Annotated in this window: 25 protein-coding genes; 15 read left to right on the top strand and 10 right to left on the bottom strand. The window is 74.7% G+C overall.

The window, feature by feature from the left end:
• Positions 1 to 39: 39 nt before the first annotated feature.
• From ACFQ8E_RS03755 to ACFQ8E_RS03740, 4 genes are read left to right on the top strand one after another with little or no spacing between them, the layout of a single operon-like run.
• Positions 40 to 1,407 carry an ABC transporter substrate-binding protein gene (locus tag ACFQ8E_RS03755; protein WP_430549240.1) on the top strand — a complete coding sequence of 456 codons (1,368 nt, stop codon included), beginning with the start codon at positions 40 to 42 and terminating at the stop codon, positions 1,405 to 1,407.
• Positions 1,404 to 2,357, top strand: a complete 954-nt coding sequence (locus tag ACFQ8E_RS03750) for a carbohydrate ABC transporter permease (RefSeq protein WP_430549239.1) — start codon at positions 1,404 to 1,406, stop codon at positions 2,355 to 2,357. The genes ACFQ8E_RS03755 and ACFQ8E_RS03750 overlap by 4 nt, the downstream gene beginning before the upstream one ends.
• Before the next feature lie 2 nt (positions 2,358 to 2,359).
• Positions 2,360 to 3,232: a carbohydrate ABC transporter permease gene (locus ACFQ8E_RS03745; RefSeq protein ID WP_430549238.1), complete on the top strand. Its 873-nt coding sequence runs from the start codon at positions 2,360 to 2,362 to the stop codon at positions 3,230 to 3,232.
• 20 nt (positions 3,233 to 3,252) lie between these two features.
• Positions 3,253 to 4,260: an FUSC family protein gene (locus ACFQ8E_RS03740; protein ID WP_430549237.1), complete on the top strand. Its 1,008-nt coding sequence runs from the start codon at positions 3,253 to 3,255 to the stop codon at positions 4,258 to 4,260.
• On the opposite strand, the gene ACFQ8E_RS03735 is transcribed toward ACFQ8E_RS03740, so the two are convergent.
• Positions 4,244 to 4,984, bottom strand: coding sequence for a MarR family transcriptional regulator (locus ACFQ8E_RS03735; protein WP_430549236.1), 741 nt, complete (start codon positions 4,982 to 4,984; stop codon positions 4,244 to 4,246). The genes ACFQ8E_RS03740 and ACFQ8E_RS03735 overlap by 17 nt on opposite strands.
• 239 nt (positions 4,985 to 5,223) lie before the next feature.
• Here ACFQ8E_RS03735 and ACFQ8E_RS03730 point away from each other — a divergent pair, with 239 nt between their 5' ends.
• Complete coding sequence (locus ACFQ8E_RS03730; RefSeq protein ID WP_430549235.1) at positions 5,224 to 5,889, top strand: DUF4097 family beta strand repeat-containing protein; 666 nt, start codon at positions 5,224 to 5,226, stop codon at positions 5,887 to 5,889.
• 71 nt (positions 5,890 to 5,960) lie between these two features.
• Positions 5,961 to 6,455, top strand: a complete 495-nt coding sequence (locus ACFQ8E_RS03725) for a pyridoxamine 5'-phosphate oxidase family protein (protein ID WP_430549234.1) — start codon at positions 5,961 to 5,963, stop codon at positions 6,453 to 6,455.
• Positions 6,456 to 6,461: 6 nt separating this feature from the next.
• Here the strand turns inward: ACFQ8E_RS03725 and ACFQ8E_RS03720 are convergent, their stop codons facing one another.
• Positions 6,462 to 7,589: an RDD family protein gene (locus ACFQ8E_RS03720; RefSeq protein WP_430549233.1), complete on the bottom strand. Its 1,128-nt coding sequence runs from the start codon at positions 7,587 to 7,589 to the stop codon at positions 6,462 to 6,464.
• A 59-nt stretch (positions 7,590 to 7,648) separates the two neighbouring features.
• Complete coding sequence (locus ACFQ8E_RS03715) at positions 7,649 to 8,791, bottom strand: PEP/pyruvate-binding domain-containing protein (RefSeq protein ID WP_430549232.1); 1,143 nt, start codon at positions 8,789 to 8,791, stop codon at positions 7,649 to 7,651.
• A 119-nt stretch (positions 8,792 to 8,910) separates the two neighbouring features.
• Here ACFQ8E_RS03715 and ACFQ8E_RS03710 point away from each other — a divergent pair, with 119 nt between their 5' ends.
• Genes ACFQ8E_RS03710 through ACFQ8E_RS03700 form a run of 3 tightly spaced genes read left to right on the top strand, consistent with a single transcriptional unit; the run spans position 8,911 to position 10,458 of the window.
• Positions 8,911 to 9,318 (top strand): DNA-binding protein, encoded by a 408-nt coding sequence (locus ACFQ8E_RS03710; protein ID WP_430549231.1) that lies wholly within the window; start codon positions 8,911 to 8,913, stop codon positions 9,316 to 9,318.
• Positions 9,315 to 9,953, top strand: coding sequence for a transcriptional regulator (locus ACFQ8E_RS03705; RefSeq protein ID WP_430549230.1), 639 nt, complete (start codon positions 9,315 to 9,317; stop codon positions 9,951 to 9,953). The genes ACFQ8E_RS03710 and ACFQ8E_RS03705 overlap by 4 nt, the downstream gene beginning before the upstream one ends.
• 34 nt (positions 9,954 to 9,987) lie before the next feature.
• Positions 9,988 to 10,458 (top strand): macro domain-containing protein, encoded by a 471-nt coding sequence (locus ACFQ8E_RS03700; protein WP_430549229.1) that lies wholly within the window; start codon positions 9,988 to 9,990, stop codon positions 10,456 to 10,458.
• Positions 10,459 to 10,476: 18 nt separating this feature from the next.
• Here ACFQ8E_RS03700 and ACFQ8E_RS03695 read toward each other — a convergent pair whose 3' ends face one another.
• Positions 10,477 to 10,923, bottom strand: coding sequence for a MarR family winged helix-turn-helix transcriptional regulator (locus tag ACFQ8E_RS03695; RefSeq protein ID WP_430549228.1), 447 nt, complete (start codon positions 10,921 to 10,923; stop codon positions 10,477 to 10,479).
• Positions 10,924 to 11,072: 149 nt separating this feature from the next.
• Between ACFQ8E_RS03695 and ACFQ8E_RS03690 the strand changes: the two genes are divergently transcribed.
• From ACFQ8E_RS03690 to ACFQ8E_RS03680, 3 genes are all read left to right on the top strand, one after another.
• Positions 11,073 to 12,266: an MFS transporter gene (locus ACFQ8E_RS03690; protein WP_430549227.1), complete on the top strand. Its 1,194-nt coding sequence runs from the start codon at positions 11,073 to 11,075 to the stop codon at positions 12,264 to 12,266.
• Positions 12,267 to 12,313: 47 nt separating this feature from the next.
• Positions 12,314 to 13,144, top strand: coding sequence for an aldo/keto reductase (locus ACFQ8E_RS03685; RefSeq protein WP_430549226.1), 831 nt, complete (start codon positions 12,314 to 12,316; stop codon positions 13,142 to 13,144).
• 106 nt (positions 13,145 to 13,250) lie between these two features.
• Positions 13,251 to 14,000 (top strand): SDR family NAD(P)-dependent oxidoreductase, encoded by a 750-nt coding sequence (locus ACFQ8E_RS03680; protein ID WP_430549225.1) that lies wholly within the window; start codon positions 13,251 to 13,253, stop codon positions 13,998 to 14,000.
• Here the strand turns inward: ACFQ8E_RS03680 and ACFQ8E_RS03675 are convergent.
• Entirely contained in the window at positions 13,954 to 14,367 is a 414-nt protein-coding gene (locus tag ACFQ8E_RS03675) for a DMT family transporter (protein ID WP_430549224.1), read from the bottom strand. The two genes, ACFQ8E_RS03680 and ACFQ8E_RS03675, sit on opposite strands and share 47 nt — an antisense overlap.
• 1 nt (position 14,368) lies before the next feature.
• Positions 14,369 to 14,683 carry a DMT family transporter gene (locus ACFQ8E_RS03670; protein ID WP_430549223.1) on the bottom strand — a complete coding sequence of 105 codons (315 nt, stop codon included), beginning with the start codon at positions 14,681 to 14,683 and terminating at the stop codon, positions 14,369 to 14,371.
• 100 nt (positions 14,684 to 14,783) lie between these two features.
• Here ACFQ8E_RS03670 and ACFQ8E_RS03665 point away from each other — a divergent pair, with 100 nt between their 5' ends.
• Positions 14,784 to 15,347: a TetR/AcrR family transcriptional regulator gene (locus ACFQ8E_RS03665; protein WP_430549222.1), complete on the top strand. Its 564-nt coding sequence runs from the start codon at positions 14,784 to 14,786 to the stop codon at positions 15,345 to 15,347.
• 3 nt (positions 15,348 to 15,350) lie between these two features.
• Here the strand turns inward: ACFQ8E_RS03665 and ACFQ8E_RS03660 are convergent, their stop codons facing one another.
• The 4 genes from ACFQ8E_RS03660 to ACFQ8E_RS03645 all read right to left on the bottom strand — a co-directional run bounded on the left by ACFQ8E_RS03660 (position 15,351) and on the right by ACFQ8E_RS03645 (position 18,953).
• On the bottom strand, positions 15,351 to 15,950 hold the full coding sequence (locus ACFQ8E_RS03660) for a TetR/AcrR family transcriptional regulator (protein ID WP_430549221.1): 600 nt from the start codon (positions 15,948 to 15,950) through the stop codon (positions 15,351 to 15,353).
• A 51-nt stretch (positions 15,951 to 16,001) separates the two neighbouring features.
• Positions 16,002 to 16,730 carry an ABC transporter ATP-binding protein gene (locus tag ACFQ8E_RS03655; protein ID WP_430549220.1) on the bottom strand — a complete coding sequence of 243 codons (729 nt, stop codon included), beginning with the start codon at positions 16,728 to 16,730 and terminating at the stop codon, positions 16,002 to 16,004.
• Positions 16,727 to 17,905: an ABC transporter permease gene (locus tag ACFQ8E_RS03650; protein WP_430549219.1), complete on the bottom strand. Its 1,179-nt coding sequence runs from the start codon at positions 17,903 to 17,905 to the stop codon at positions 16,727 to 16,729. Before ACFQ8E_RS03650 ends, ACFQ8E_RS03655 begins: the two co-directional genes overlap by 4 nt.
• Positions 17,906 to 17,972: 67 nt before the next feature.
• Positions 17,973 to 18,953, bottom strand: a complete 981-nt coding sequence (locus tag ACFQ8E_RS03645) for a DUF5937 family protein (protein WP_430549218.1) — start codon at positions 18,951 to 18,953, stop codon at positions 17,973 to 17,975.
• Between the two features lie 87 nt (positions 18,954 to 19,040).
• On the opposite strand from ACFQ8E_RS03645, the gene ACFQ8E_RS03640 reads away from it, so the two are divergent.
• Both ACFQ8E_RS03640 and ACFQ8E_RS03635 read left to right on the top strand, forming a co-directional pair.
• Entirely contained in the window at positions 19,041 to 20,330 is a 1,290-nt protein-coding gene (locus ACFQ8E_RS03640; protein ID WP_430549217.1) for an MFS transporter, read from the top strand.
• Between the two features lie 80 nt (positions 20,331 to 20,410).
• Positions 20,411 to 21,382: a CorA family divalent cation transporter gene (locus ACFQ8E_RS03635; protein WP_430549216.1), complete on the top strand. Its 972-nt coding sequence runs from the start codon at positions 20,411 to 20,413 to the stop codon at positions 21,380 to 21,382.
• Positions 21,383 to 21,387: the final 5 nt, after the last annotated feature.

Here is a 21,387-nt window from a genome sequence, read left to right as displayed (position 1 = left end):
CGAGGGACCACCGATCGAACCGACGACGTGAGGACAGCGATGTTCCGACCACGAACCCGGAGGCTCGCCGCCGCGGGCGGTGCCGCCGTCCTCGGGCTCTCCCTGGCCGCGTGCGCGGGGGCGGGAGCCGTCGGCGGGGGAGACGGCGAGCAGATCGTCGTCGCGATCGTCTCCAACCCGCAGATGCAGGACGCGATCTCCCTCCAGGACGAGTTCCGCAAGGAGCACCCCGGGATCGACGTGCGCTTCGTGTCCCTGCCGGAGAACGAGGCCCGCGCCAAGATCACCGCGTCCGTCGCCACCGGCGGCGGGGAGTTCGACGTCGTGATGATCTCCAACTACGAGACGCCGATGTGGGCCGAGAACGGCTGGATCGAGAACCTGCAGCCGTACGCCGACGCCACCGAGGGGTACGACCCGGACGACTTCGTGCCCAGCGTGCGGGAGGCGCTGTCGGTGGACGGCGACCTCTACTCGGTGCCGTTCTACGGCGAGTCCTCGTTCCTCGCCTACCGCAAGGACCTCTTCCAGCAGGCCGGCCTCACCATGCCGGACCGCCCCACCTGGGACGACGTCCGCGAGCTGGCCGCCGAGCTGAACGACCCGTCGCAGGACTTCGCGGGCATCTGCCTGCGCGGCCTGGCCGGGTGGGGCGAGGTCATGGCCCCCATGACGACCGTGCTGAACACCTACGGCGGGCAGTGGTTCGACGAGGGCTGGAACGCCCGCCTCGACTCGCCCGAGGTGCGCGAGGCCGTCGAGACGTACGTCGACACCGTGCAGCGGTACGGGCAGCCGGGCGCCGCGACCTCCGGCTTCGGCGACTGCCTCACCCGGTTCGCGCAGGGCCAGGCGGCCATGTGGTACGACGCGACCTCGATGGTCTCCTCGGTCGAGGACCCGGCGTCGTCGACCGTGGCCGGCAAGACCGGCTACGTGCCCGCGCCGGTGAGCGAGACCGACGCGGCGGGCTGGCTGTACTCCTGGTCGCTCGCCATCCCGTCCACCAGCGAGCACAAGGACGCCGCCTGGGACTTCGTCTCCTGGATGACCGACAAGGACTACATCGAGCTCGTCGGCGAGCGGCTCTCCTGGGAGCGGGTGCCGCCCGGCAGCCGGCTGTCCACCTACGAGCTGCCGCAGTACGCGGAGGTCTCGGAGGCGTACGCCGACGCGACCCTCACGGCGATGAGCGAGGCGACGCAGGAGAAGACGATGGTGGCGCCCGTGCCGTACCCGGGCATCCAGTTCGTCGGCATCCCCGAGTTCCAGGACCTCGGCACCCGCGTGGGGCAGCAGATGTCGGCCGCGATCGCGGGCCAGAAGTCCGTGGACGCCGCGCTCGAGCAGTCGCAGCAGTACGCCGAGACCGTCGCCGAGACGTACCGCAAGGAGAACGAGCGATGACCGCCGTCACCACGCAGGCCGGGAACCTGCGGCGCGCGCAGGCCCAGCGCGCCGCCCGCGCCGACAAGCACCGGTACCCGCGCGCCGAGCGGTGGCGCCGTCGCGGGCCGCTGCTGCCCGCGCTGATCTTCACGATCGTCGTCACGCAGATCCCGTTCCTGGTGACGATCTGGTACTCGCTGCACTCGCGGAACCTCCTGCGCCCCGACTCCGACCTCTTCGTCGGGCTGGCCAACTACGTCGACATCGCGCGGGACTCGGTGTTCCGCCAGACGGCGCTCAACTCGGTGATCATCACGCTGGGCTGCGTGCTCGTCGCGATGGTGCTGGGCATCGTGCTCGCCATCCTGCTCGACCGGCCGTTCCGCGGCCGCGGCGTGGCCCGCACGCTGCTCATCACGCCGTTCCTCATCATGCCGGTGGCCAGCTCGGTGCTGTGGTCGATGGCGATGCTCAACCCCACGTACGGGCTGTTCAACTGGACGCTCGGGCTGGTCGGCATCGACCCCGTCGACTGGACCTCGACGTACCCGATCGTCGCGATCCTCATGGCCCTCGTGTGGCAGTGGACGCCGTTCATGATGCTGCTCGTGCTCGCCGGGCTCCAGGCGCAGCCGAAGGACGTGCTCGAGGCCGCCGCGATGGACGGCGCCGGCTGGTGGCGCACGTTCGGGTCGATCACGCTGCCGCAGCTGCGCCGGTACATCGAGCTGGGCGTGCTGCTCGGGATCATCTACGTGGTCAACACGTTCGACCAGATCTACCTCATGACCGCCGGCGGCCCCGGGACGGCGAGCGCGAACCTGCCGTTCTACATCTACCAGCGCGCCTTCCTCGGCTTCGACGTCGGGCAGGCCGCCGCGATGGGCGTCGTCGTCGTCATCGCCACGATCATCGTCGCCTCCGCCGCGCTGCGGCTCATCTTCCGCAGCTTCGACGTCAAGGAGTGAGCATGACCGCCACCACCACGGCCCCGCGCACGACGGCGGCCCCGCCCGTCCGCCGCGAGGCCCGCCGCGGCCGCGTCACGGGCGGCCTGCTCACCACGCTGACCTGGATCCTCGCCCTCGGGTTCTTCTTCCCCGTGGCGTGGATGGCGATGACCGCCTTCAAGCAGGAGAACCAGGCGTCGTCCGACCCGCCCACGTGGTTCTTCAGCCCGACGCTCGACCAGTTCCGGGCCGTGATCGGGGAGTCCGGGACGTACGTGGCGAACTCGGCGATCGCCACCGGCGTCTCGACCGTCCTCGTGCTGCTGCTCGGCATCCCGGCGGCGTACGCGCTGTCGATCCGGCCGGTGGAGAAGGTCAGCGACGTGCTGTTCTTCTTCATCTCCACCAAGATGCTGCCCGTCGTGGCCGTCATCGTGCCGATCTACGTCATCGCCGGGCAGCTCAAGGTGCTCGACAACATCTGGACGCTCGTCGTCCTGTACACGGCGATGAACCTGCCGATCGCGGTGTGGATGATGCGGTCGTTCTTCCAGGAGATCCCGGCGGAGGTGCTGGAGGCCGCGGCGGTCGACGGCGCGGGGCTGATGAAGACGCTGCGCTCCGTGCTCATCCCGATGGTCGCGCCCGGCATCGCCGCGACGGCGCTCATCTGCGTGATCTTCGCGTGGAACGAGTTCTTCTTCGCCCTCAACCTCACGGCGTCGCGCGCCGCCACCGTGCCGATCTTCATCGTGTCGACGATGACGAGCGAGGGCCTGTTCCTCGCACGGCTCTGCGCGGCGGCGCTGCTCGCGTCGCTGCCGGTGATCCTCGCCGGGTGGATCGCGCAGAAACAGCTGGTGCGCGGGCTGTCGATGGGCGCCATCAAGTAGCGCCGGGCATCCTGGGGCGCATGGCACCGGAGGGGGCGCTGACCGCGCCGGACGACGGGACCGAGCCGCCTCGGCCCGGCTCGTCGCGCCGTCGCCTCCTCGCCGCCGCCCTGCCGGCGGTGGCCCCGGTCGTCGTCCTCGCCGTGGTCGCCCCCGACTACGCCATGCCGTACTACCTCGGGATGCTCCCCGCCACGACGGCGGCGCTGGCGTCACCGCGCCGCCCGCTGGTGCTCGCCGTCCTCACCGCGCTGCTCTGCCTCGTCGCTCCCCTCGCCGGGAGCGGGGTGTGGACGGCGGTGCTGCTGATCGCCGTCACCTCCGCCGCGCTGGGGCTGGCGGCGGCGAAGGGGTGGACCTCGGGCGGGGCCCCGGCCGCGACCACGGTCGCGATCCTCACGGTGGCGCCGGTCGCGCTCACCGACGCCGACCCGCGCACCCTCGCGGGGTCGTGGCCGGTGGCCCTCACGGTGCTGGCGGGCGGGCTGTGGACGGCCGTGCTCGTCGCGGCGCTGACCGGCGGGGTGCGCCGCAAGCCGCACGTACCCGCCGCGCGGCTGGAGACCGCGTTCTACACCGCGGCGCTCGTGCTCCTGACCGGCGTCGGCACGTGGTGGGCCATGACCTACTACCCGGACACGCACTCGTGGTGGCTGCTGCTGACGTTCTACGCGGTGCTCGTGCCCCGCACCGGCGAGATCTCCTCGCGCGCGCTGGCCCGCGCCGGAGGGACGGTGCTCGGCGGGTGCGTCGCGGCGGGGCTGGCGCTGCTGCAGCCGCCCGACGTCGTCGTCACTGTCGTCGTGGCCGTCGGCGCCGTCGCGACGGTGGTCGCCTACCTCGCCGCCCCGCTGTGGGTGTTCGCCGCGCTGCTCACCGTCACGGTGATCGCGGTGGCGCCCGGCGGCCCGGCCGTCGCGGGGGCGGGGGAGCGGATCCTCCTGACCCTCGTGGGCGCGGGCGCGGCCGCCGGGGTGCTCGTGCTGGCGCGCGCCGTCCGCGCCGCGGCGGTCAGTCCTCGGGGGTGACGGCCGCCGGTGGGGCGGCGCTCCCCGGGGTGTGGAGCAGGTCGCGTGCCTGCTCGGCCGCACGGGTGATGCTGTCGGCGACGAAGTCGATGAAGCGCGCCATGTTCTCCAGACGCGCGCCCGCGGCCGAGTCGCGGCCCAGGACGTCGACCCCCTGCCGGGCGGTGGCGGCGAGCGCGGCGTTGGCGCGCGCGGCGGCGATCATCGACTGGTACCAGGCGTCGCCGTCGGCGGCGTAGCGCTCGCGGCGGCCGTCCTCGCGCTCGCGGCGGATCAGCCCCAGGCTCTCCAGGAGCGCGACCGCCTTGGACACCGACGCCGGGCTCACCCGGAGCCTCTCGACCAGCTCCGCCGCCGTGAGGCTGCCCGAGTCCGCCACGTACAGCCTTGTGAGCACCGCCGCGGCCATGCGGGGGAGGCCCGACTGCATGAGCAGCGTCGTGAAGGTCTCCTCGTACTCCCGCAGGGCCGCGTCGTCGGGCGTGGCCCCCGTGCCGGACGGCGCGCGCGGCGTGGCGGGACGACGACGGTGCGCGCGCTGCTGGGTGGCGCGCTGCGCGAGGTCGGCGCGGTAGCCGCCCGGGCCGCCGTTGCGCATCACCTCGCGCGTGACGGTCGACGTCGGGCGGTCGAGGCGGCGGGCGATCTCGGCGTACGCGAGGTCGTCGGCGAGCCCCAGCGCGATCTGCTGGCGCTCCTGGGCGGTGAGCCGGCCTCCCGGCATGGCGTCCTCCTGGGTCGGACCTGGGTCGGTCGCGCCCACGTTACGTTCACTTCCGACCGGGTGCAACGAGCCCATAGCGCGCGATTGCGTTGATGTTTCTCTCTGATGCAACGATATGTGCATCATGACCTGCGTAAACGTATTTCTGATGCAACATTGCTCTTGTCGAACCTGCGAACGCAACGTAGCGTTTCTCATGTCAGAAACCACCGCACCGACCACCGCAGGAGCTGAGCACGATGCAGAACTTCACCACCCCCGCCCCCGTCTCCGCCGTCGTCGACGTCCCGGCCGGGCGCCTCACCTTCGTCGCCGCCGACCGGTCCGACACCACGGTCGAGGTGCGGCCCGCCGACGCCTCGAAGCGCCGCGACGTCGAGGCCGCCGAGCAGACCACCGTCGAGTACGCCGACGGCGTCCTGCGCGTCACGGCCCCCGACGGGCACCGGGCCTTCGGGCCCTCCGGCTCCGTCGAGGTCACGGTCCAGCTGCCCGCCGGGTCCGCGGTCGAGGTCACGGCCGCGAGCGCCCCGCTGCGCGGCGTCGGGCGCCTCGGCGCCGTCGTCGTCGAGACCGCGCACGGCGACATCAAGGTCGACGAGGCCGCGAGCGCCCGCCTCGTCACGCAGGCCGGCGACATCACCGTCGGTCGGCTGACCGGCCCCGGCTCGCTGAGCACCGCGAAGGGCGACCTCCGCGTGGAGGAGGCCGTGCAGGGCGCGCTCGACCTGCGCACCCAGGCCGGCGACGTGACCGTGGGCGTCGCGTCCGGCGTCACGGCGTCGCTCGACGCCGGCACGACGCTCGGCCGGATCAGCAACGCGATCACCAGCAGCGGCGGCGACGTCCAGGTGGAGATCCGCGCCACCACCACGCTGGGCGACGTGTCGGCGCACAGCCGCTGAGCCGCCCGCACCCGCAGATCCCGGACCCGCCGGGCCGACGAGTTCCGTCGGCCCGGCGGGTCTGCCCTGTCATGACACCCTCCGGAACGCTCGACGCCCGCTTCAGCGAGGCCACCGATCCCACGCCCTGGCCCGAGGTCGAGGGCGCTCTGACGGCCGCGACCGTCTACCAGCTCGTCACCATCCGGGCGGACGGCCGCCCGCACGTCACGCCCCTCGTCGGGCTGTGGACCGACGACGGCTTCGTCTTCTGCACCGGTCCCGGCGAGCAGAAGGCCCACAACCTCGCACACAGCCCGCACGTCGCCGTGACGATCGGGACCCCGGAGTGGGACGCCGGCCTCGACGTCGTCGTGGAGGGCGTCGTCGTCCGCGCCACCGGCGGCCCCGAGCTGCGTCGGCTGGCCGACGGCTTCCGCGCCAAGTACGGCGACGCCTGGGACTTCGAGAACGACGACGAGTCCTTCGACCCGCACGGCCAGCGCGCGCTCGTCTACCGCGTGGTGGTCGACAAGGTGCTCGCGTTCGCCAAGTCGCCGCACGGACAGACGACCTTCCGGCCCTGACGTCGTTCAGTCGAACAGGCTCGCGGGGTCGGCGTCGATGGTCGGGACGGGAGCGGAGCACTCCGCCACGACCGCGCCGCCGTCCAACAGCTCCGCGCGCGCCGACCAGCCCGTGGGCTCCACGGGCACGGTGACCACGGTGGACGCGACCTCGTCGGCGGGGGAGAACCATGCGGCGTCGGCGGCCTCGTCGATCCCGTCGCCGGCCTCGTCGGGGCCGGTCGTGCCCGGGGACTCGGCCCAGTACAGGTACCTCCCGTCCGGCGAGGTCACGGTGAGGCGGGCGTCGAGGTCTCCGACCTCCGGGTTGTCGCTCGAGTCCACGCTGAGCCCGGTGGTCCACGCGACCGCGACCTGCCAGCGTGTGACGTCGACGCGTGTGATGCCGAGCCGGGAGTCCATGTCGAACGACCGGGCGCTGCCGATCATTGCCGTCGCGGCGAAGTCCCCGGTGCTCATGCACGACGACTGCTGCTCGGACATCTGCTGCCCGCCGCCGGAGCTCGCGGTGACGCTCGCCGCCGCGGCCGCCGCGCACAGCACGAGTGCGACGCCGCCGGTGACGGGTCGCGGCCAGCGCAGCCAGGGCGCGTGCCGGTCGCGGGAGGCCCGCAGCCGGGCCACGAGCGGATGCGCCGGGGGCGCCGTGGTGCGGACGGCGACGGTGCCGAGCAGCGAGTCGGCGAAGGTGCGGCCGTCCTTCCGGAACGCGGAGCGCAGGTAGCCGATCAGCAGGATCGCGTCGAGCATGTGCGCGAACCAGCGCAGCACCGTTCCGAGCAGCCCGATCGGGCGGCCGGTGCGGTCGTCGACCACCGCGACGTGCGCCACCCGCTTGCCCGGCGTCGCGCCCGTGTACGCCTGGAGGATCCCGAGCGCCAGCAGGGTGCCGGCCGTCCAGGCCGCGCCGCCGGTCCCGCCGGGCTTGCCCAGGCCGGGGAGCGCGGCGAGCGTCGGCGCGGCGCCCGTCGCGAGGAAGACCACCGCCGCCACGATCGCGGAGTCGAGCAGCGTCGCCAGCACGCGCAGTCCCCACGCCGCCGGCGGGCGGTCGGGCGGGAACGGGCCGAGGGCGTGCTCGACGGGCCGCCCTGCCCCCGTGGAGGTGCCCCGAGGGGACGCCGTCGTCGTCATGGCCGGATGCTTCCACGAGCGGGCGAGCGCGTCCACGGGGCGTCCAGCCCGTGTCCAGGTCAGGGGGTCGCGACCGTGCCCGCGTCGCCGTCGACCGTCACCTCCGGGGCGTCGCGCAAGACGTCGGTCGCGGCGGGCACGCCGAGCACGGCGGGCAGCCGCAGCTCGCGCGCGACGATCGCCGCGTGCGACAGCAGCCCGCCCGTCTCCGTGACGACGGCGGCGACGACGCCGAACAGCGGCGTCCACGCGGGGTCCGTCTCGCGGCACACGAGCACGTCGCCGGGCCGCACGGCGGCGAAGCCGTCCGGTCCGTGCACCACCCGCGCCGGCCCGCTCGCCCGGCCGCCGCTGGCCCCCGTGCCCCGCAGCACGTCTGCGCGCCCACCACGCTCCGCGGGCGGGTCGGGGAGGGCCGCGGTGACGGGTCGGGCCTGGAGGAGCCAGACCGTGCCCGCGTCGTCCACCGCCCACTCGACGTCCTGCGGCCCGCCGCGCAGGTCGGCGACCCGCTGTCCGAGCGCGGCGAGGCGCAGCACGGTGTCGTCGTCGAGGCAGGGGCGGTCACGCTCCGACGCCGGGACGTCGCGGGTGGTCGTGCCGGCGCCCGGTCCGGTACGCGCGCGGTCGACGCGGGTGCGCTTGTCGCCGGTGCGGTGCTCGACGACGCGGCCGTCGGCGACGGTCCAGCGGTCGGGGCCGACGGCGCCCTGCGCCACGCTCTCGCCCAGCCCCCACGAGGCCTCGACGACGGCGCGCCCGTCGCCCGTGAACAGCACGCCCGCCACACGCGCGTCGACCAGCCGCTGCACGACGACCGAGACGTCGGCAGGGGTGTGCAGGCCGGACGTCGCGGACCGGTAGGCCATGGCGCGCGGGCCCGCCGCCGACGCGCGACAGGCTCGGACCGCCTCGACGACGCGGTCCGTGCCGACGGCGCCGAGCACCGTGGCGTACTGCCCGGCAGCCGACGCGCGGGCGCCGTCCTCGTCCGACGCCGACGACCGCACCGCCACGGGCGCGTGTCGCCCGAGCGTGTCGAGCGCACCGTCGACGGCGGCGACGAGGCCGTCACCGTCGAGGGAGGCCGGGACGACGAAGCCGTCCGGCACCGGCAGCCCGGCCCGCCGGAGCACGCCGAGCGCGGCGGCCTTGCCGCCGTGCGCCGGGGCCGCGTCGTCGAGCGGCACGACAGGCTCCACGCCGCACCTCCGTCCCTGGACGTCGTTCGCGAGCTCGCCGACGGCGGCACGCAGGGACCGACGTCGGCGCTGCTCAACATGTCGTTGACAACAGTTCGTTGATGGTGCACAGTCTCCGCATGGACCGCAAGCCTCACGACGCCGACGAGGGCGCCGCGCGCGCCGAGGCCGGCGCCCGCCGCGTGCTGCTCGACCTGGGTGCCGACGCGCTCGCGCCGCGGCCGTGGCAGCCGGCGTCCGTGCCGCCGTCGGCGACGGACCTCGTGCGCCACTACCTGTGGCGGTCCGCGCGCGGGGAGCTCACGCCCGAGCAGGACGCCGCCGGGGCGCTCGCCGCCCTGGCGCTCGTGCCCGCCGCGCGCGCCGAGGCGGAACAGCTCGAGACGGCGGCGCTCTTCTCCGCCCGCGCCGCCGGGCACACGTGGGGGCGGATGGCGTCGGCGCTGGGTCTCGGCTCTCCGCAGGCCGTGCAGCAGCGGCTCGACCGGCTCGTCGCACGGTCCGCCGGTGCGGGGGAGTCGCCGTGAGCCGTGCGTCGGAGCCCGAGCTCCTCGTGCTGCACGCCGTCCGCGTGCGGGGCACGGCGGACGACGGGGCCGTGGCCGAGCGGTCGGGGCTCGCGGCGGAGGTCGCCCGCGAGCTGCTGCTGGACCTCGAGGCGTTCGGGCACGTGACCTGGGCGGAGTTCGCCGGGACCGGCGGCTGGTCCCTCACCGGGCGCGGGCGGGCCGAGGACGAGCGCCGCCTCGCCGCCGAGCTGGCCGCCGACCCGACCGGCCGTGCCGCCGCCGTCGTGCGCGAGGCGGTCACCGCGTTCGACCCGCTGAACGCCCGGCTGCTCAGGGCGTGCACCGACTGGCAGCTGCGGCCCGCGGACGGCGGCCGGCTCGACGTCAACGACCACCGGGACGCGTCGTGGGACGGCCGCGTGCTCGCCGAGCTCGCCGACGTCGTCGACGGCGTGCGCCCGGTGCTCGCCGGGCTCGCGGGCGAGCTCGCCCGCTTCGCCGGCTACGACCTGCGGCTCGACGACGCCCTGGCCGCGGCGCGGGCCGGCGACGGCGCGCGCGTGGTCGGCCTGGGCACGGCCTCCGTCCACGGGGTGTGGATGGAGCTGCACGAGGACCTGCTCGCCACCGCGGGACTCCCGCGCGGCGCCTGAGATCGCTGTCGGTCCCTGCTGGCACCCTGGGCGGGTGACGGGACGGGCAGTGATCAGCGAGGCGAGCGGCGACCTGCTCGCGGCGGACGTCGACGCGCTGGTCAACGCGGTGAACACGGTCGGCGTGATGGGCAAGGGGCTCGCCCTGCAGTTCCGCCGCGTCTACCCGGCGATGTTCGACGACTACCGCGAGGCCTGCCGCTCCGGTGAGGTGCGTGTGGGGCGGATGCACGTGTGGGAGACCGGCGCGGACTCCGGCCCGCGGTTCGTCGTGAGCTTCCCGACCAAGGAGCACTGGCGCTCCGCGTCGCGCCTGGCCTTCGTCGACGACGGCCTCGTCGACCTCGCCGCGGTGATCCGGCGGCACGGGATCCGGTCGGTCGCTGTGCCCGCCCTCGGTGCCGGGCTCGGCGGGCTCGACTGGGGCGTGGTGCGCCCGCGGATCGTGGCCGTGCTCGGGGAGCTCGACGGCGTCGACGTGCGGCTGTACGGGCCGCAGGGCTGACGCCCGGGCCGTGGGCCATCAGACCGCGGCGACCTCGTGCAGCGACGACGCGAGCGGCGCGATCTCCGGGATGTCCTCGGCGCGCGTGAGGGCGTCCTCGAGCGCGCGGTCGTGCGTGGGCCGGGCCTTCGTCAGCAGGGCCCGGCCGGCGGGCGTGAGCTCGGTGTAGATGCCGCGGCGGTCGTCGGCGCACAGGATGCGCGTGAGCAGGCCGCGGTCCTCGAGGCGGGTGACGAGGCGCGTCGTGGCGCTGCTGGACAGCGCGGCGGCACGCGCGAGCTGCTGCATGCGCATGTGCCAGCCGTCCTGGCGGCTCAGCGCGTCGAGCACGGTGAACTCCACGACGGAGAGCTGGTGCTCCTTCTGCAGCGCGCGCTCCAGGTCCGTCTCGATCAGCCCGTGCAGCGCGGCGAGCGTGCGCCAGCCGCGCGCGCGGATCTCGACGGCGTCGTCGGCGATTCCCATGTCGGCCTCCTCGCGGGCCCGTGGCGACCCGTCGTCCGGGTCACAGCATAGCGCCTTGCGCCGATATAGCGCGTGTGCAACTATCTAGAACGTTGCGCGTGCAACTAGTGCACGCGCAACGTTCCCCGCTCCCCACCCTGGAGGCCTCGATGCCTGCCGCGCTGTACGCCCTCGCCCTCGGGGGCTTCGGCATCGGACTCACCGAGTTCGTCATCATGGGCCTGCTGCCGGAGGTGTCCGCCGACTTCGGCGTCACCGAGCCGGTGGCCGGCTACCTCATCTCCGGCTACGCCCTGTCCGTCGCCGTCGGAGCCATCGCCATGACCGCGGCGCTGTCCCGCACGCCGCGCAAGCGGGCCCTCCTGCTGCTCATGGTCCTGTTCATCGTCGGCAACCTGCTGTGCGCCGTCGCCCCCACGTACGGCATGACGATGGTCGGCCGGGTCGTCGCGGCACTGTGCCACGGCGCGTTCTTCGGGATCGGCGCGGTCGTCGCGGCCGACCTCGTGCCCGCGAACCGTCGCGCGGCCGCCATCTCGATCATGTTCGCCGGTCTCACCGTCGCGAACGTCGCCGGGGTGCCGCTCGGCACGTTTCTCGGCCAGGCGGCGGGCTGGCGGGCCACGTTCTGGGCCGTCACCGCGGTCGGCGTGCTCGGTCTGATCGGCATCGCCGTGCTCGTGCCGCGCACGGAGCACCGCTCCACCGGGTCGGTCCTCACGGAGTTCCGCATCTTCCGCGGCCGCCAGGTCTGGCTGTCCATGGCGGTGACGGTGCTCGGCTACGGCGGCATGTTCGGCGCCTTCAGCTACATCGCGTTCACGCTCACGGGGGTGAGCGGCTTCAGCAGCGCCGCCGTCCCGTGGCTTCTCGTCGTCTTCGGCGTCGGCACCGTCACGGGCAACGTGCTGGGCGGCCGGGCCGCCGACCGCAACCTCGTCCGGTCGCTCGTCACCGTCATCGCCGTGCTCGCCGTCGTCCTCGTCCTCTTCGCGCTCACGGCGCAGAGCCAGGTCGCGACCGTCGTCGGCCTGCTGCTCATGGGCGGCTTCGGCTTCGCCACCGTGCCCGCGCTGCAGACGCGCATCATGCGGTACACGGACGCGGCGCCGACGCTCGGATCCGGCGCCAACATCGCCGCGTTCAACGTCGGCAACGCGTTCGGCGCGTGGGCCGCGGGCCTCGCCCTCGCCGCCGGCGCCGGCTACACCTCGCCCCTCTGGGTGGGCGCGGTCGTCACGGTCGCCGGGCTCGGCGTCCTCCTGGTCGCCGTGCGCACCCGGGGCGGCGAGCTCGCCCCGGCGCGCGACGCCGACCGCGAGCTCGCGCCCGCCGCCGTCTGACCCACCCTCCTGAACCTCAGCCCCGCACCACCGGAAGGACCTCTCCCATGACCGCGAAAGTCCCCACCGTCACGCTCTCCGACGGCCGCACCATGCCCCAGCTCGGCTTCGGCGTCTTCCAGGTGCCCGACGCCGAGACCACGGCCGCGGTGAGCGCCGCGCTCCAGGCGGGCTACCGCAGCATCGACACGGCCGCCGTCTACGGCAACGAGCGCGGCGTGGGCCGCGCCCTGGCCGAATCGGGCGTCGCCCGCGACGAGCTGTTCGTCACCACCAAGCTGTGGATCGACAGGCTCGGCCGCGCTGCGGCCCGCGAGGGCCTCGAGGAGAGCCTCGAGAAGCTCGGCCTCGACCACGTGGACCTGTACCTCGTCCACTGGCCCACCCCCGCCACGGACGACTACCTCGACGCCTGGCAGGGCCTGGAGGACCTGCGCGACGCCGGCCTCACGACGTCGATCGGGGTCTCCAACTTCCTGCCCGAGCACCTCGACCGCGTGGCCGCGCTGGGCGGCAGCACCCCGGTCGTGAACCAGGTGGAGCTGCACCCCGCGCTGCAGAACCGCGCGACCGTCGCCGCGAACGCCCGCCACGGCGCGGTGACCGAGGCGTGGAGCCCGCTGGCGCAGGGCGCCGTCCTGGGCGACGCGCCCGTGGTCGACGCCGCCCGCGCGCACGGCGTGACGCCCGCCCAGGTGGTGCTGCGCTGGCACCTGCAGCAGGGGCGTGTCGTCATCCCCAAGTCCGTGACACCCGCGCGCATCGCCGCGAACCTCGACGTCTTCGGCTTCGACCTGACGGACGCCGAGCTCGCCGCCATCGACGGGCTGGAGCGCGACGGTCGCACCGGGCCGCACCCGGCTGCGTTCAACGGCTGAGACGTCCGCTCGCGGCACGGAACGGCACGGCGTCGGCCACTACGATCGGGGGAGCCCGAGGTCGACGCCGTGCCGACCGGCATCCCCGCTCCGAGGAGACTCCCTCATGCCTGTCCCCACCCGCGTCGCCGTCGTCACCGGAGCCAGCAGCGGGATCGGCGCCGCCAGCGCCCGCGCCCTCGCGGCGGCGGGCTTCCACGTGGTCCTCGGCGCCCGCCGCATGGACCGGCTCGAGCAGGTGGCGGCCGAGACCGGCGGCACGGCGATCCCGCTCGACGTGACGGACGACGCGTCCGTCGCGGCGTTCGCCGCCACCGTCGACGAGCGCCTCGGACGCTGCGACCTGCTCGTCAACAACGCGGGCGGCGCGCTGGGGACGGAGTCGGTGGCCGACGCCGACCTCGCCGACTGGCAGCGCATGTACGACATCAACGTGCTCGGCACCGTCCGCGTCACGAAGGCGCTGCTGCCGAGCCTGGTCGCCAGCGGCGACGGGCAGGTCATCACCATCGGCTCCATCGCGGGGCGCGAGCCCTACAAGGGCGGCGCCGGGTACAACGCGGCCAAGCACGCCGAGGCCGCGCTGACCCGGGTGCTGCGCCTGGAGCTGCTGGGCCAGCCGGTGCGCGTCAGCGAGATCGACCCCGGCATGGTGCACACCGACTTCTCCCTGGTCCGCTTCAAGGGCGACCAGGAGAAGGCCGACGCCGTCTACGCCGGGGTCGAGCCGCTCACGGCCGAGGACGTCGCCGAGACGGTGGCGTGGATCGCCACCCGCCCGGCGCACGTCAACGTCGACCAGGTGCTGCTCATGCCCCGCGACCAGGCCGCGGCTCAGGTGGTCCACCGGCGCTGACCTCGCGCTCCTCCGCGCCCTCGTCGTCGTGCCCGACCACCTTGAGGCCGATGGCGCAGCCGATGATGCCGACGAGGAACAGCGCCTTGAGCAGCGACGCGGTCTCCGTGCCGCTGACCATCGCCCACGCGACGGTCAGCGCGGCGCCGACGCCCGTCCAGATGGCGTAGGCGGTGCCGATCGGGATGTGCTTCGCGGCGTAGCCCAGGCCGAGCATGCTCAGCGACAGGGCGACGACGAAGACGATCGTGTCGGCGGGCACGGTGAACCCGCGGCTGGCGTGCAGGGCGGTGGCCCAGACCGCCTCGAGGACGGCGCTGGCCAGCAGCACGCCCCAGGCGATGGTGCTCGTGTTCTTCGCGCTCATGTCAGCTCACCACCTTGAGTCCCACGACCGACCCGACCAGGCCGACCAGCAGCAGGGCGCGCGCGACCGTCAGCCGCTCGTCGCCGCGCACGATGGCGACCAGCACCGTGAGCACCGCGCCGATGCCCACCCACACCGCGTAGGCGGTGCCCACCGGGATCGTGAGCATCGCGTGCGCGAGGCCCCACATGCTCAGGGCCAGTCCGACGACGAACACCGTCGTCGGCACCGGGCGCTTGAAGCCGCGCGACGCGGCCAGCGCGGTCGCCCACACGGCCTCCATCACGCCGGCGGCGATGAGGATCAGCCAGTCCACGGCTCTCACTTCCCCTCGGTCGGGATCTGCTGGAAGGTTGTCGCACGATCGTGCGAAGACAGTTCTAGCACACTTCGCACGACTGTGCGAACATGGGCGGGTGCCCCAGAAGCTCGACCGTGACGAACGCCGCCGCCAGGTGTCCGAGGCCGCGTGGCGCGTCCTCGTACGCGACGGCCTCGAGGCCCTCTCCGTCCGCAACGTGGCCGCCGAGGCCGGCCTGCCGCAGAGCTCCCTGCGCTACACGTTCCCCACCGTGGCCAGCGTGCGCGAGCGCGCCGTCGCGCTGGTGCTGGAACGGTTGCAGGAGCGGGTGGACGCCGTCGAGGAGGGCGACGGCTGGTCGCGCGCGGTGCTCGCGCAGCTCCTCCCGCTCGACGCCGAGCGGCGCACCGAGATGGAGGCCTACCTGGCCCTCGGGACCGCGGCCATGACCGACCCCGCCCTGCGCGACGGGCACCGCGCCGCGCAGGACGCTATCCGCGACGTGTGCGCGCGGGCGCTCGCCACCCTCGCCGGGGGCCCGCCGTCCGACGTCGAGGTGCGCGAGCTGCACGCGCTCGTCGACGGCCTCGCGCTGCACGTCGTGCGCCAGGAGCCCGACGCCGACGCCGGCTGGGCGCTCGACGTGCTCGACGCGCACCTGGCGCGCGTGACCGGCTGAGGCTCAGGAGGTCGCGGCGCCACCGTGCCCGTGCCGGGCGACGAACGGCGTCAGGAGCTCCTCGACGCTGCCCCAGACCTCGTCGAACGGGGCGCCGGACTCGAGCATCCGCGACGCGGCGTTGACGACGGCGTTGACCAGCTCGGCGGTGCGGCCGGGGTGCGGCACCTCGAGCGCGTGCAGGGTGTCGACCAGGGGGCGCAGGAGCTCGCCGTGCATGGCCTTCGTGCCCTGCGCCACCGCGGGGGCGGGGCCGGCGCTCGCCAGGGCGGTCGCGAGCGCGTGCTCGCCCTCGGCCACGAGCTCGAGGTTGGTCCGCGCGTAGGCGAGGACCCGGCCGGCGTCGTCGTCGGCGTCGTCCATGGCCCTCGCGACCGTCGCCGCCCAGCGGGGGAAGACGTCCTCCACCATCGCGCGCAGGAGGTCGTCGGCGGAGCGGAAGTACTGGTAGATGCTCGGCCGCGCGAGGCCGGAGCGCTCGGCGAGCGCCGCGAACGTGGGCGGGCGGCCGGTCTCGGCGAGGAGGGCGCGCGCGGCGTCGAGGAGCGCCCGCTGCTGCGCCGCGCGGTGCTCGACGACGGTGGGGGCGCTGATGCGCGGCACGGGCACTCCTCCTCGCGGGTGCCCCGGGCCCGCGGGCCCGGGGCGTGACGGTCAGTCGACCAGTCTCCCATCCTCCATCCGCACCACCCGGTCGCAGTGCTCCAGGACGTCGTGGTCGTGGGTGACCATCACGGTTGCGACGCCGTGGTCGTGCGTCTCGGCCGCGAGGAGCTCGACGACGTCGTGGCTGCGCGCCCGGTCGAGCGCCGCGGTCGGCTCGTCGACGAGGAGGAGGGCCGGGGCCGTCACCAGCGCGCGGGCGATGCCGACGCGCTGGCGCTCGCCGCCGGACAGCTCGTGCGGCCGGCGGCCGGCCTTGTGCGCCATGCCGACCTGCTCCAGGAGCTCGAGCGGCGACCGCGCGGAGCCTGCGACCTTGCGCCCCGTGGCGTGCAGGGCGAACCGCAGCTGGTCGACGGCGGTGAGCGCGGGCAGGAGGTTGCCGGACTGGAACACGAAGCCGATCCGCTCGCGCCGCAGCCGGGCCTGACCGGAGCCGGAGAGGGGGCCGACGTCCACGCCGTCCACCTGGACGGTGCCGGAGTCGGGCCGGGTCAGCGCCCCGGCGACGGCGAGCAGGCTCGACTTCCCGGCGCCGGACGGGCCGACGACGGCGAGCAGCTCGCCCGCCGGGACGGCGAGGTCGACGTGGTCGAGCGCGACGACGGTGGTGTCGCCGTCGCCGAGGGTGAGCACGACGTCGGTCAGGCGGAGGCCGTCGCCTGCGGCGGAGGGCCGCGCGGTGGCGGTGGTCGTCGTGGTGGGTGCGGGCTGGGTCATCGCTGTCCTCCGAGGGCGGTGAGCGGGTCGACGCGGGCGATGCGGCCGACGGCGGCGGCCGCGCCGAGGAGGCCGAGCACGACCAGCAGCGCGGCGGCGGCCGCCACCGGCACGGGCTCGAGCGAGAACGGCATGGGGGTGGACGTCAGGAGCGCGCCGAACCCGACGCCGACGGCGACGCCCACCGCGGTCGAGCCGACGAGGACGACCGCGGCCTGCCCCAGGGCGTCGCGCACCAGGTAGCCCGAGCGGGCGCCCATGGCGCGCGCGACGGCGATCTCGTGCCGGCGCTGGATGGTCCACACCGTGAAGAACGCGCCGACCACGAGGGCGGAGATGGCGTACAGGAACGTCTGGATGAGGTCGAGCGTGAGGGTCTCGGCCGCGTACCCCGGCGAGCCCTCGAACGAGTCCTCGAGGGGCACGGCGGCGGTCCCGGTGCCGGCACCGGCGGCCGCGAGGTCGAGGTCCGCCCCGTCGGACTCCGCGAGCGCGACGGCGGTCGCCTCGTCGTAGGCCTCGGGGCGCACCTCGTCGCCGGGTCCGGCGCCGGCGTGGATCTCCTGCCAGGTGGCGAGGGGGACGTACGCGACGTCCACGTGCCCGTAGGTGTGCTGGCCGTCGAGCACGCCGACGATCGTCAGCTCGGTGCCGAGCCGGTCGACCGTCACCGTGTCGCCCACCCCGAGCCCGAGGTCGGTGACGGTCTCGCTGACGACGATCCCGTCGTCCTGCGCGAGACCCTCGCCCTGCGTGACGAGGTCGGGCGCGGGCGCGAGGAACGAGTCGGGGTCGACGCCGAAGAGGGCCAGGTCGACCGCCTCGCCGTCCGGGCCCTCCGCGTTGACGAGCTGGTTGCCGAACAGCGCGGCGTCGGCGACGCCGTCCTCCTCGGCCCACCGTGCGGCCTGGTCCCGCTCCACCGTGCTGCGGGAGAACGCCGAGTCGACGGGGGTGCCCTCGTCGAAGGCGAACGCCGTCACGGGCAGCTTCTTGAGCCCGGAGACGCCGTCGTTCACCAGCCCCGAGGAGAGCCCCGAGAGGATGACGACGAGGATCGCGACGAGGGCGACGACACCCCCCATCAGGCCGAACCGTGCCCGCGCGAACACCAGCTCGCGCCACGCCAGAAACATCGTGCTCCCTTCCGCGCCGGCACCAGTTGCCGACGTCATGTCGGGAACGATACCAACGCGGCGTCGGGAAACTGTCGGGATGCGGGAGCTCAGGCTGTGGGGTGGGTCACCGGGCCTCGCGGCCGCCGCCCGCCAGGGCGTCGCCCACCTCGGAGCGCAGGTACAGCACGGAGCGGCCGGCGCGGGCCGACGTCAGCAGGCCGGCGTCGCGCAGGACGCGCAGGTGCTGGTTGACGGCGCTGGTCGTTACGTCGAGGCGGCGGGCCAGCTCGGTGGACGACGCCGGGTGCTCCAGCGCGGTGAGCAGGCCCGCCCGCGCGCGGCCCAGGACGGCGACGAGGGCGCGGTCCGCCACGTGCCGCTCCGCCTGCCACAGCGTGCCCGTGCCGCGCGCGCCGTACATGATCATCGGTGGCTCGGCCGGCGAGATCGGAGCGGACGCCGCCCGGGTGAACAGCGTGGGCACGAGCGTGAGCCCCGCCCCGGTGGTGGAGCGGCGGTGCTCGCCGCTGAGCGTCCCCAGGCGGACGCTCACCACGCCCTCGGCGAACGAGACCCGAGGGGAGAGGTCGGCGAACATCGCGCCCGCGCCGCGCGCCGAGATCACGGTGCCGCGGTGCACGACGTCGGCCTGCAGCACGGCACGCATCCGCGGCCAGACGGGCGCGAAGCAGGCGTCCCAGTAGCCTGTGAGCGCGTCGAGCATCCGGCGCCGCACGCGGGGGAGCGGGCCGCGCAGCGGAGCGGGCAGGCCGCCCGGGTGCACCGCGGCGAGGTCGTGCGCGACCACGGCGTCGTCGACGCCGGCCACGCCGGCGAGCTCGTCGTCGAGGCGGGTGAGCGGGCTGCCCGGGCGCGGCGTGAGGAAGTCCGGCGTCCACATCACCTCGTTGGTCAGCGCGAGCAGCATCTCGCCGTCGAGGGTCGGCCGGGCCTCCTGCACGCGGCGCAGCCACGGCAGGTGCACGGGGAAGCGGCCGGGGTCGCGCCACGCGCGCAGCGACAGCACCAGCTCGTTCAGCGGGGAGACGGCGAACCGGACGTCGGCGAGGTCCATGCCCGCCAGCTCGTAGTGCATCCAGCCCATCAGCGGCTCCGTCCCACGGTGTGAGCATAGATGTAGGCCAGCGCTACATCCGTTCCGGGTACGGACGGACGGGTCCCTACTGGTGCCGTGATCCAGACCCTCCTGCCGCGGGACCCCGTGGCGCGCGCCCTCACCGTCTCGACCATGGCGTTCGCCGCGTCGACGGGGATCTTCTACACCGTCTCCGTCCTGTACTTCACGCGCGTGGTCGGGCTGCCCGCGACCACCGTCGGGCTGGGCCTCGGCATCGCCGGCGGCGCGGGCGTGCTCGGGTCGTACCTCGCCGGGCGCTGGTCGGACCGGCGCGGCGCGCACCGCGTGCAGGTGTGGGGCCTGCTCGCACAGGCGCTGGCGCTGGCGGCGTACTCGTTCACCTCCGACGCGGTGAGCTTCACCGTCGTCGCCGTCGTCGTCAGCGCCGGACGCGGGGTGCAGTCCACCGCCCGGCAGGCGCTGCTGGCCCGGTGGTTCACCGGCCCCGAGCGCGTCGACGTCCGCGCGCGGCTGCGCGTCGTGACGAACGTGCTCATCGGGCTCGGCACGCTCGCCGCCGCCGTCGCGCTCCTGGTGGACACCGCGGCCGCGTACCGCACCGCGATGGTCGCGACGGCGGTGCTGCTGCTCGGCGCCGTCGTGCCGCTCGTCCGGCTGCCGCGCCGCGTGCCCGAGCTGGCCGCGCGGATGCTCGCCGACCCGCCCGTCGCCGGCACCCCGGACGCCGCCGCGGCCGCCGACCCCGTGCACCGGGCCGCGCCCGGGATGCACCCGCTGCGCGACCGCACGTACGTGGCCAGCGTCGTGCTCAACGCCGTCGTGGCCATGCAGTTCGGCGTCATGACCGTGGGCGTGCCGCTGTGGGTCGCGACCACCGACGCCCCGACCGCCGTCGTGTCCGCGCTGCTGGTGGTCAACACGGCGCTGGTGGCCCTGCTGCAGGTCCGCGCGTCCCGCGGCACGCACGAGGTGCGGGCGGCCGGCCGGGCCGTGCGTCGCGGCACCCTCCTGCTGGCCGGCGCCTGCGTGCTGTACGCGGCGGCCGGGCACGGCAGCCTCGTCGCCGCGACCGCGCTGCTGCTGCTCGCCGCCGTCGCGCACTCGCTCGGCGAGGTGCTGTCCGAGGCCGGCGGCTGGGGCATGGCGTTCGAGCTCGCCGACCCGCGCCGCGCCGGCGCCTACCAGGGCCTGTCGCAGACCGGCTACGCGCTCGCCGGCATGGCCGCGCCCGTCGTCGTCACCGCGCTGCCCATCCGGTTCGGCACCCCCGGCTGGCTCGCGCTGGGCGCGATCTTCGTCGCCGCCGGAGCCGGCGCGGCGCTCGTCGCGTCGCGAGCCGCTGCCGCCCGTCCGGTCGACGACGGGGTCCCCGCCGCCGCCTGACGATCGGGTCGGCGGCCCGTGGATCGCCCCGGGCACGCGCCCACCGCGCCCTTCGGGCCGGTTCGTCCGAGAATGCGGGTGTGACGGACGAGGGGACGCGGGCGGGCGAGTGGTTCGTCGGGACGCACGGCGCGCCGGTGACGACCGCGGACGACGACCACCCGGCGCGCTGGCTGCACGTCACGGACAAGGAGGCGTTCCTCGCCGCGGCGCAGGAGATCGACCCGGCGCTGCGGGAGCGGCTCGCGCAGGTGCACGTGGTCGCGAGGGACGTGCCGAGGCGGCCGGCGGCCGCGGTGCGCTGGCTCGACGACGACTGGGTGGCGGTGCTGACCCCGACGGTCTGGTTCACGGAGGACGACCGGCAGGTGCACACGGGCGAGCTGGGCGTGCTCGCCGGCCCGGACGCGGTGCTGACGTTCGAGGCGGGTGGCGCGGGCGTGCGCGAGCACGCGATGGACCGGCTCCGCGGGCCGGGCCCCACGCACGGGTCGGGCGCGCAGCGGGTGGCGCTCGCCGTCGTGCTGGGCCTGGTGGGCGTGGCGTCCGAGGTGGAGGTGGCGCTCGGGGACGCCGTCGCGGACACCGAGCGCGTCGTCTTCGACCGCACGACGGCGGACCCGGTGCAGCGCCTCTACGACCTCAAGCGGGAGATCACCGAGGCGCGGCGGGCGCTGCTGCCCGTGTCGGCGGAGCTGCCGGAGCTCACCACCGACGAGCGCCGCGTCGTCGCCGACCGGCGCACGCTGGAGCGGGTGGCGTCGACGGTCGAGCGCATCGACCGGCACCTCGACGCGCACGACGACCTGCTCTCCGACATGCTGCAGGTGCACCTGTCCCAGGTGTCGGTGCGGCAGAACGAGGACATGCGCAAGATCTCGGCGTGGGCGGCGATCCTCGTGTACCCCACGGTGGTCGCCGGGATCTACGGCATGAACTTCCGCCACATGCCGGAGCTGCACTGGCTGCTCGGCTACCCGTTCGCGCTCGTGCTCATGGCCGTCGGTTGCGTGGTGCTCTACCGCGTCTTCCGTCGCGTGGGCTGGCTCTGACCGAC

The organism is Isoptericola sp. NPDC056573, from assembly GCF_042793335.1.
Taxonomy (GTDB): domain Bacteria; phylum Actinomycetota; class Actinomycetes; order Actinomycetales; family Cellulomonadaceae; genus Isoptericola.
This window is presented reverse-complemented; position numbering and strand designations above follow the sequence as displayed.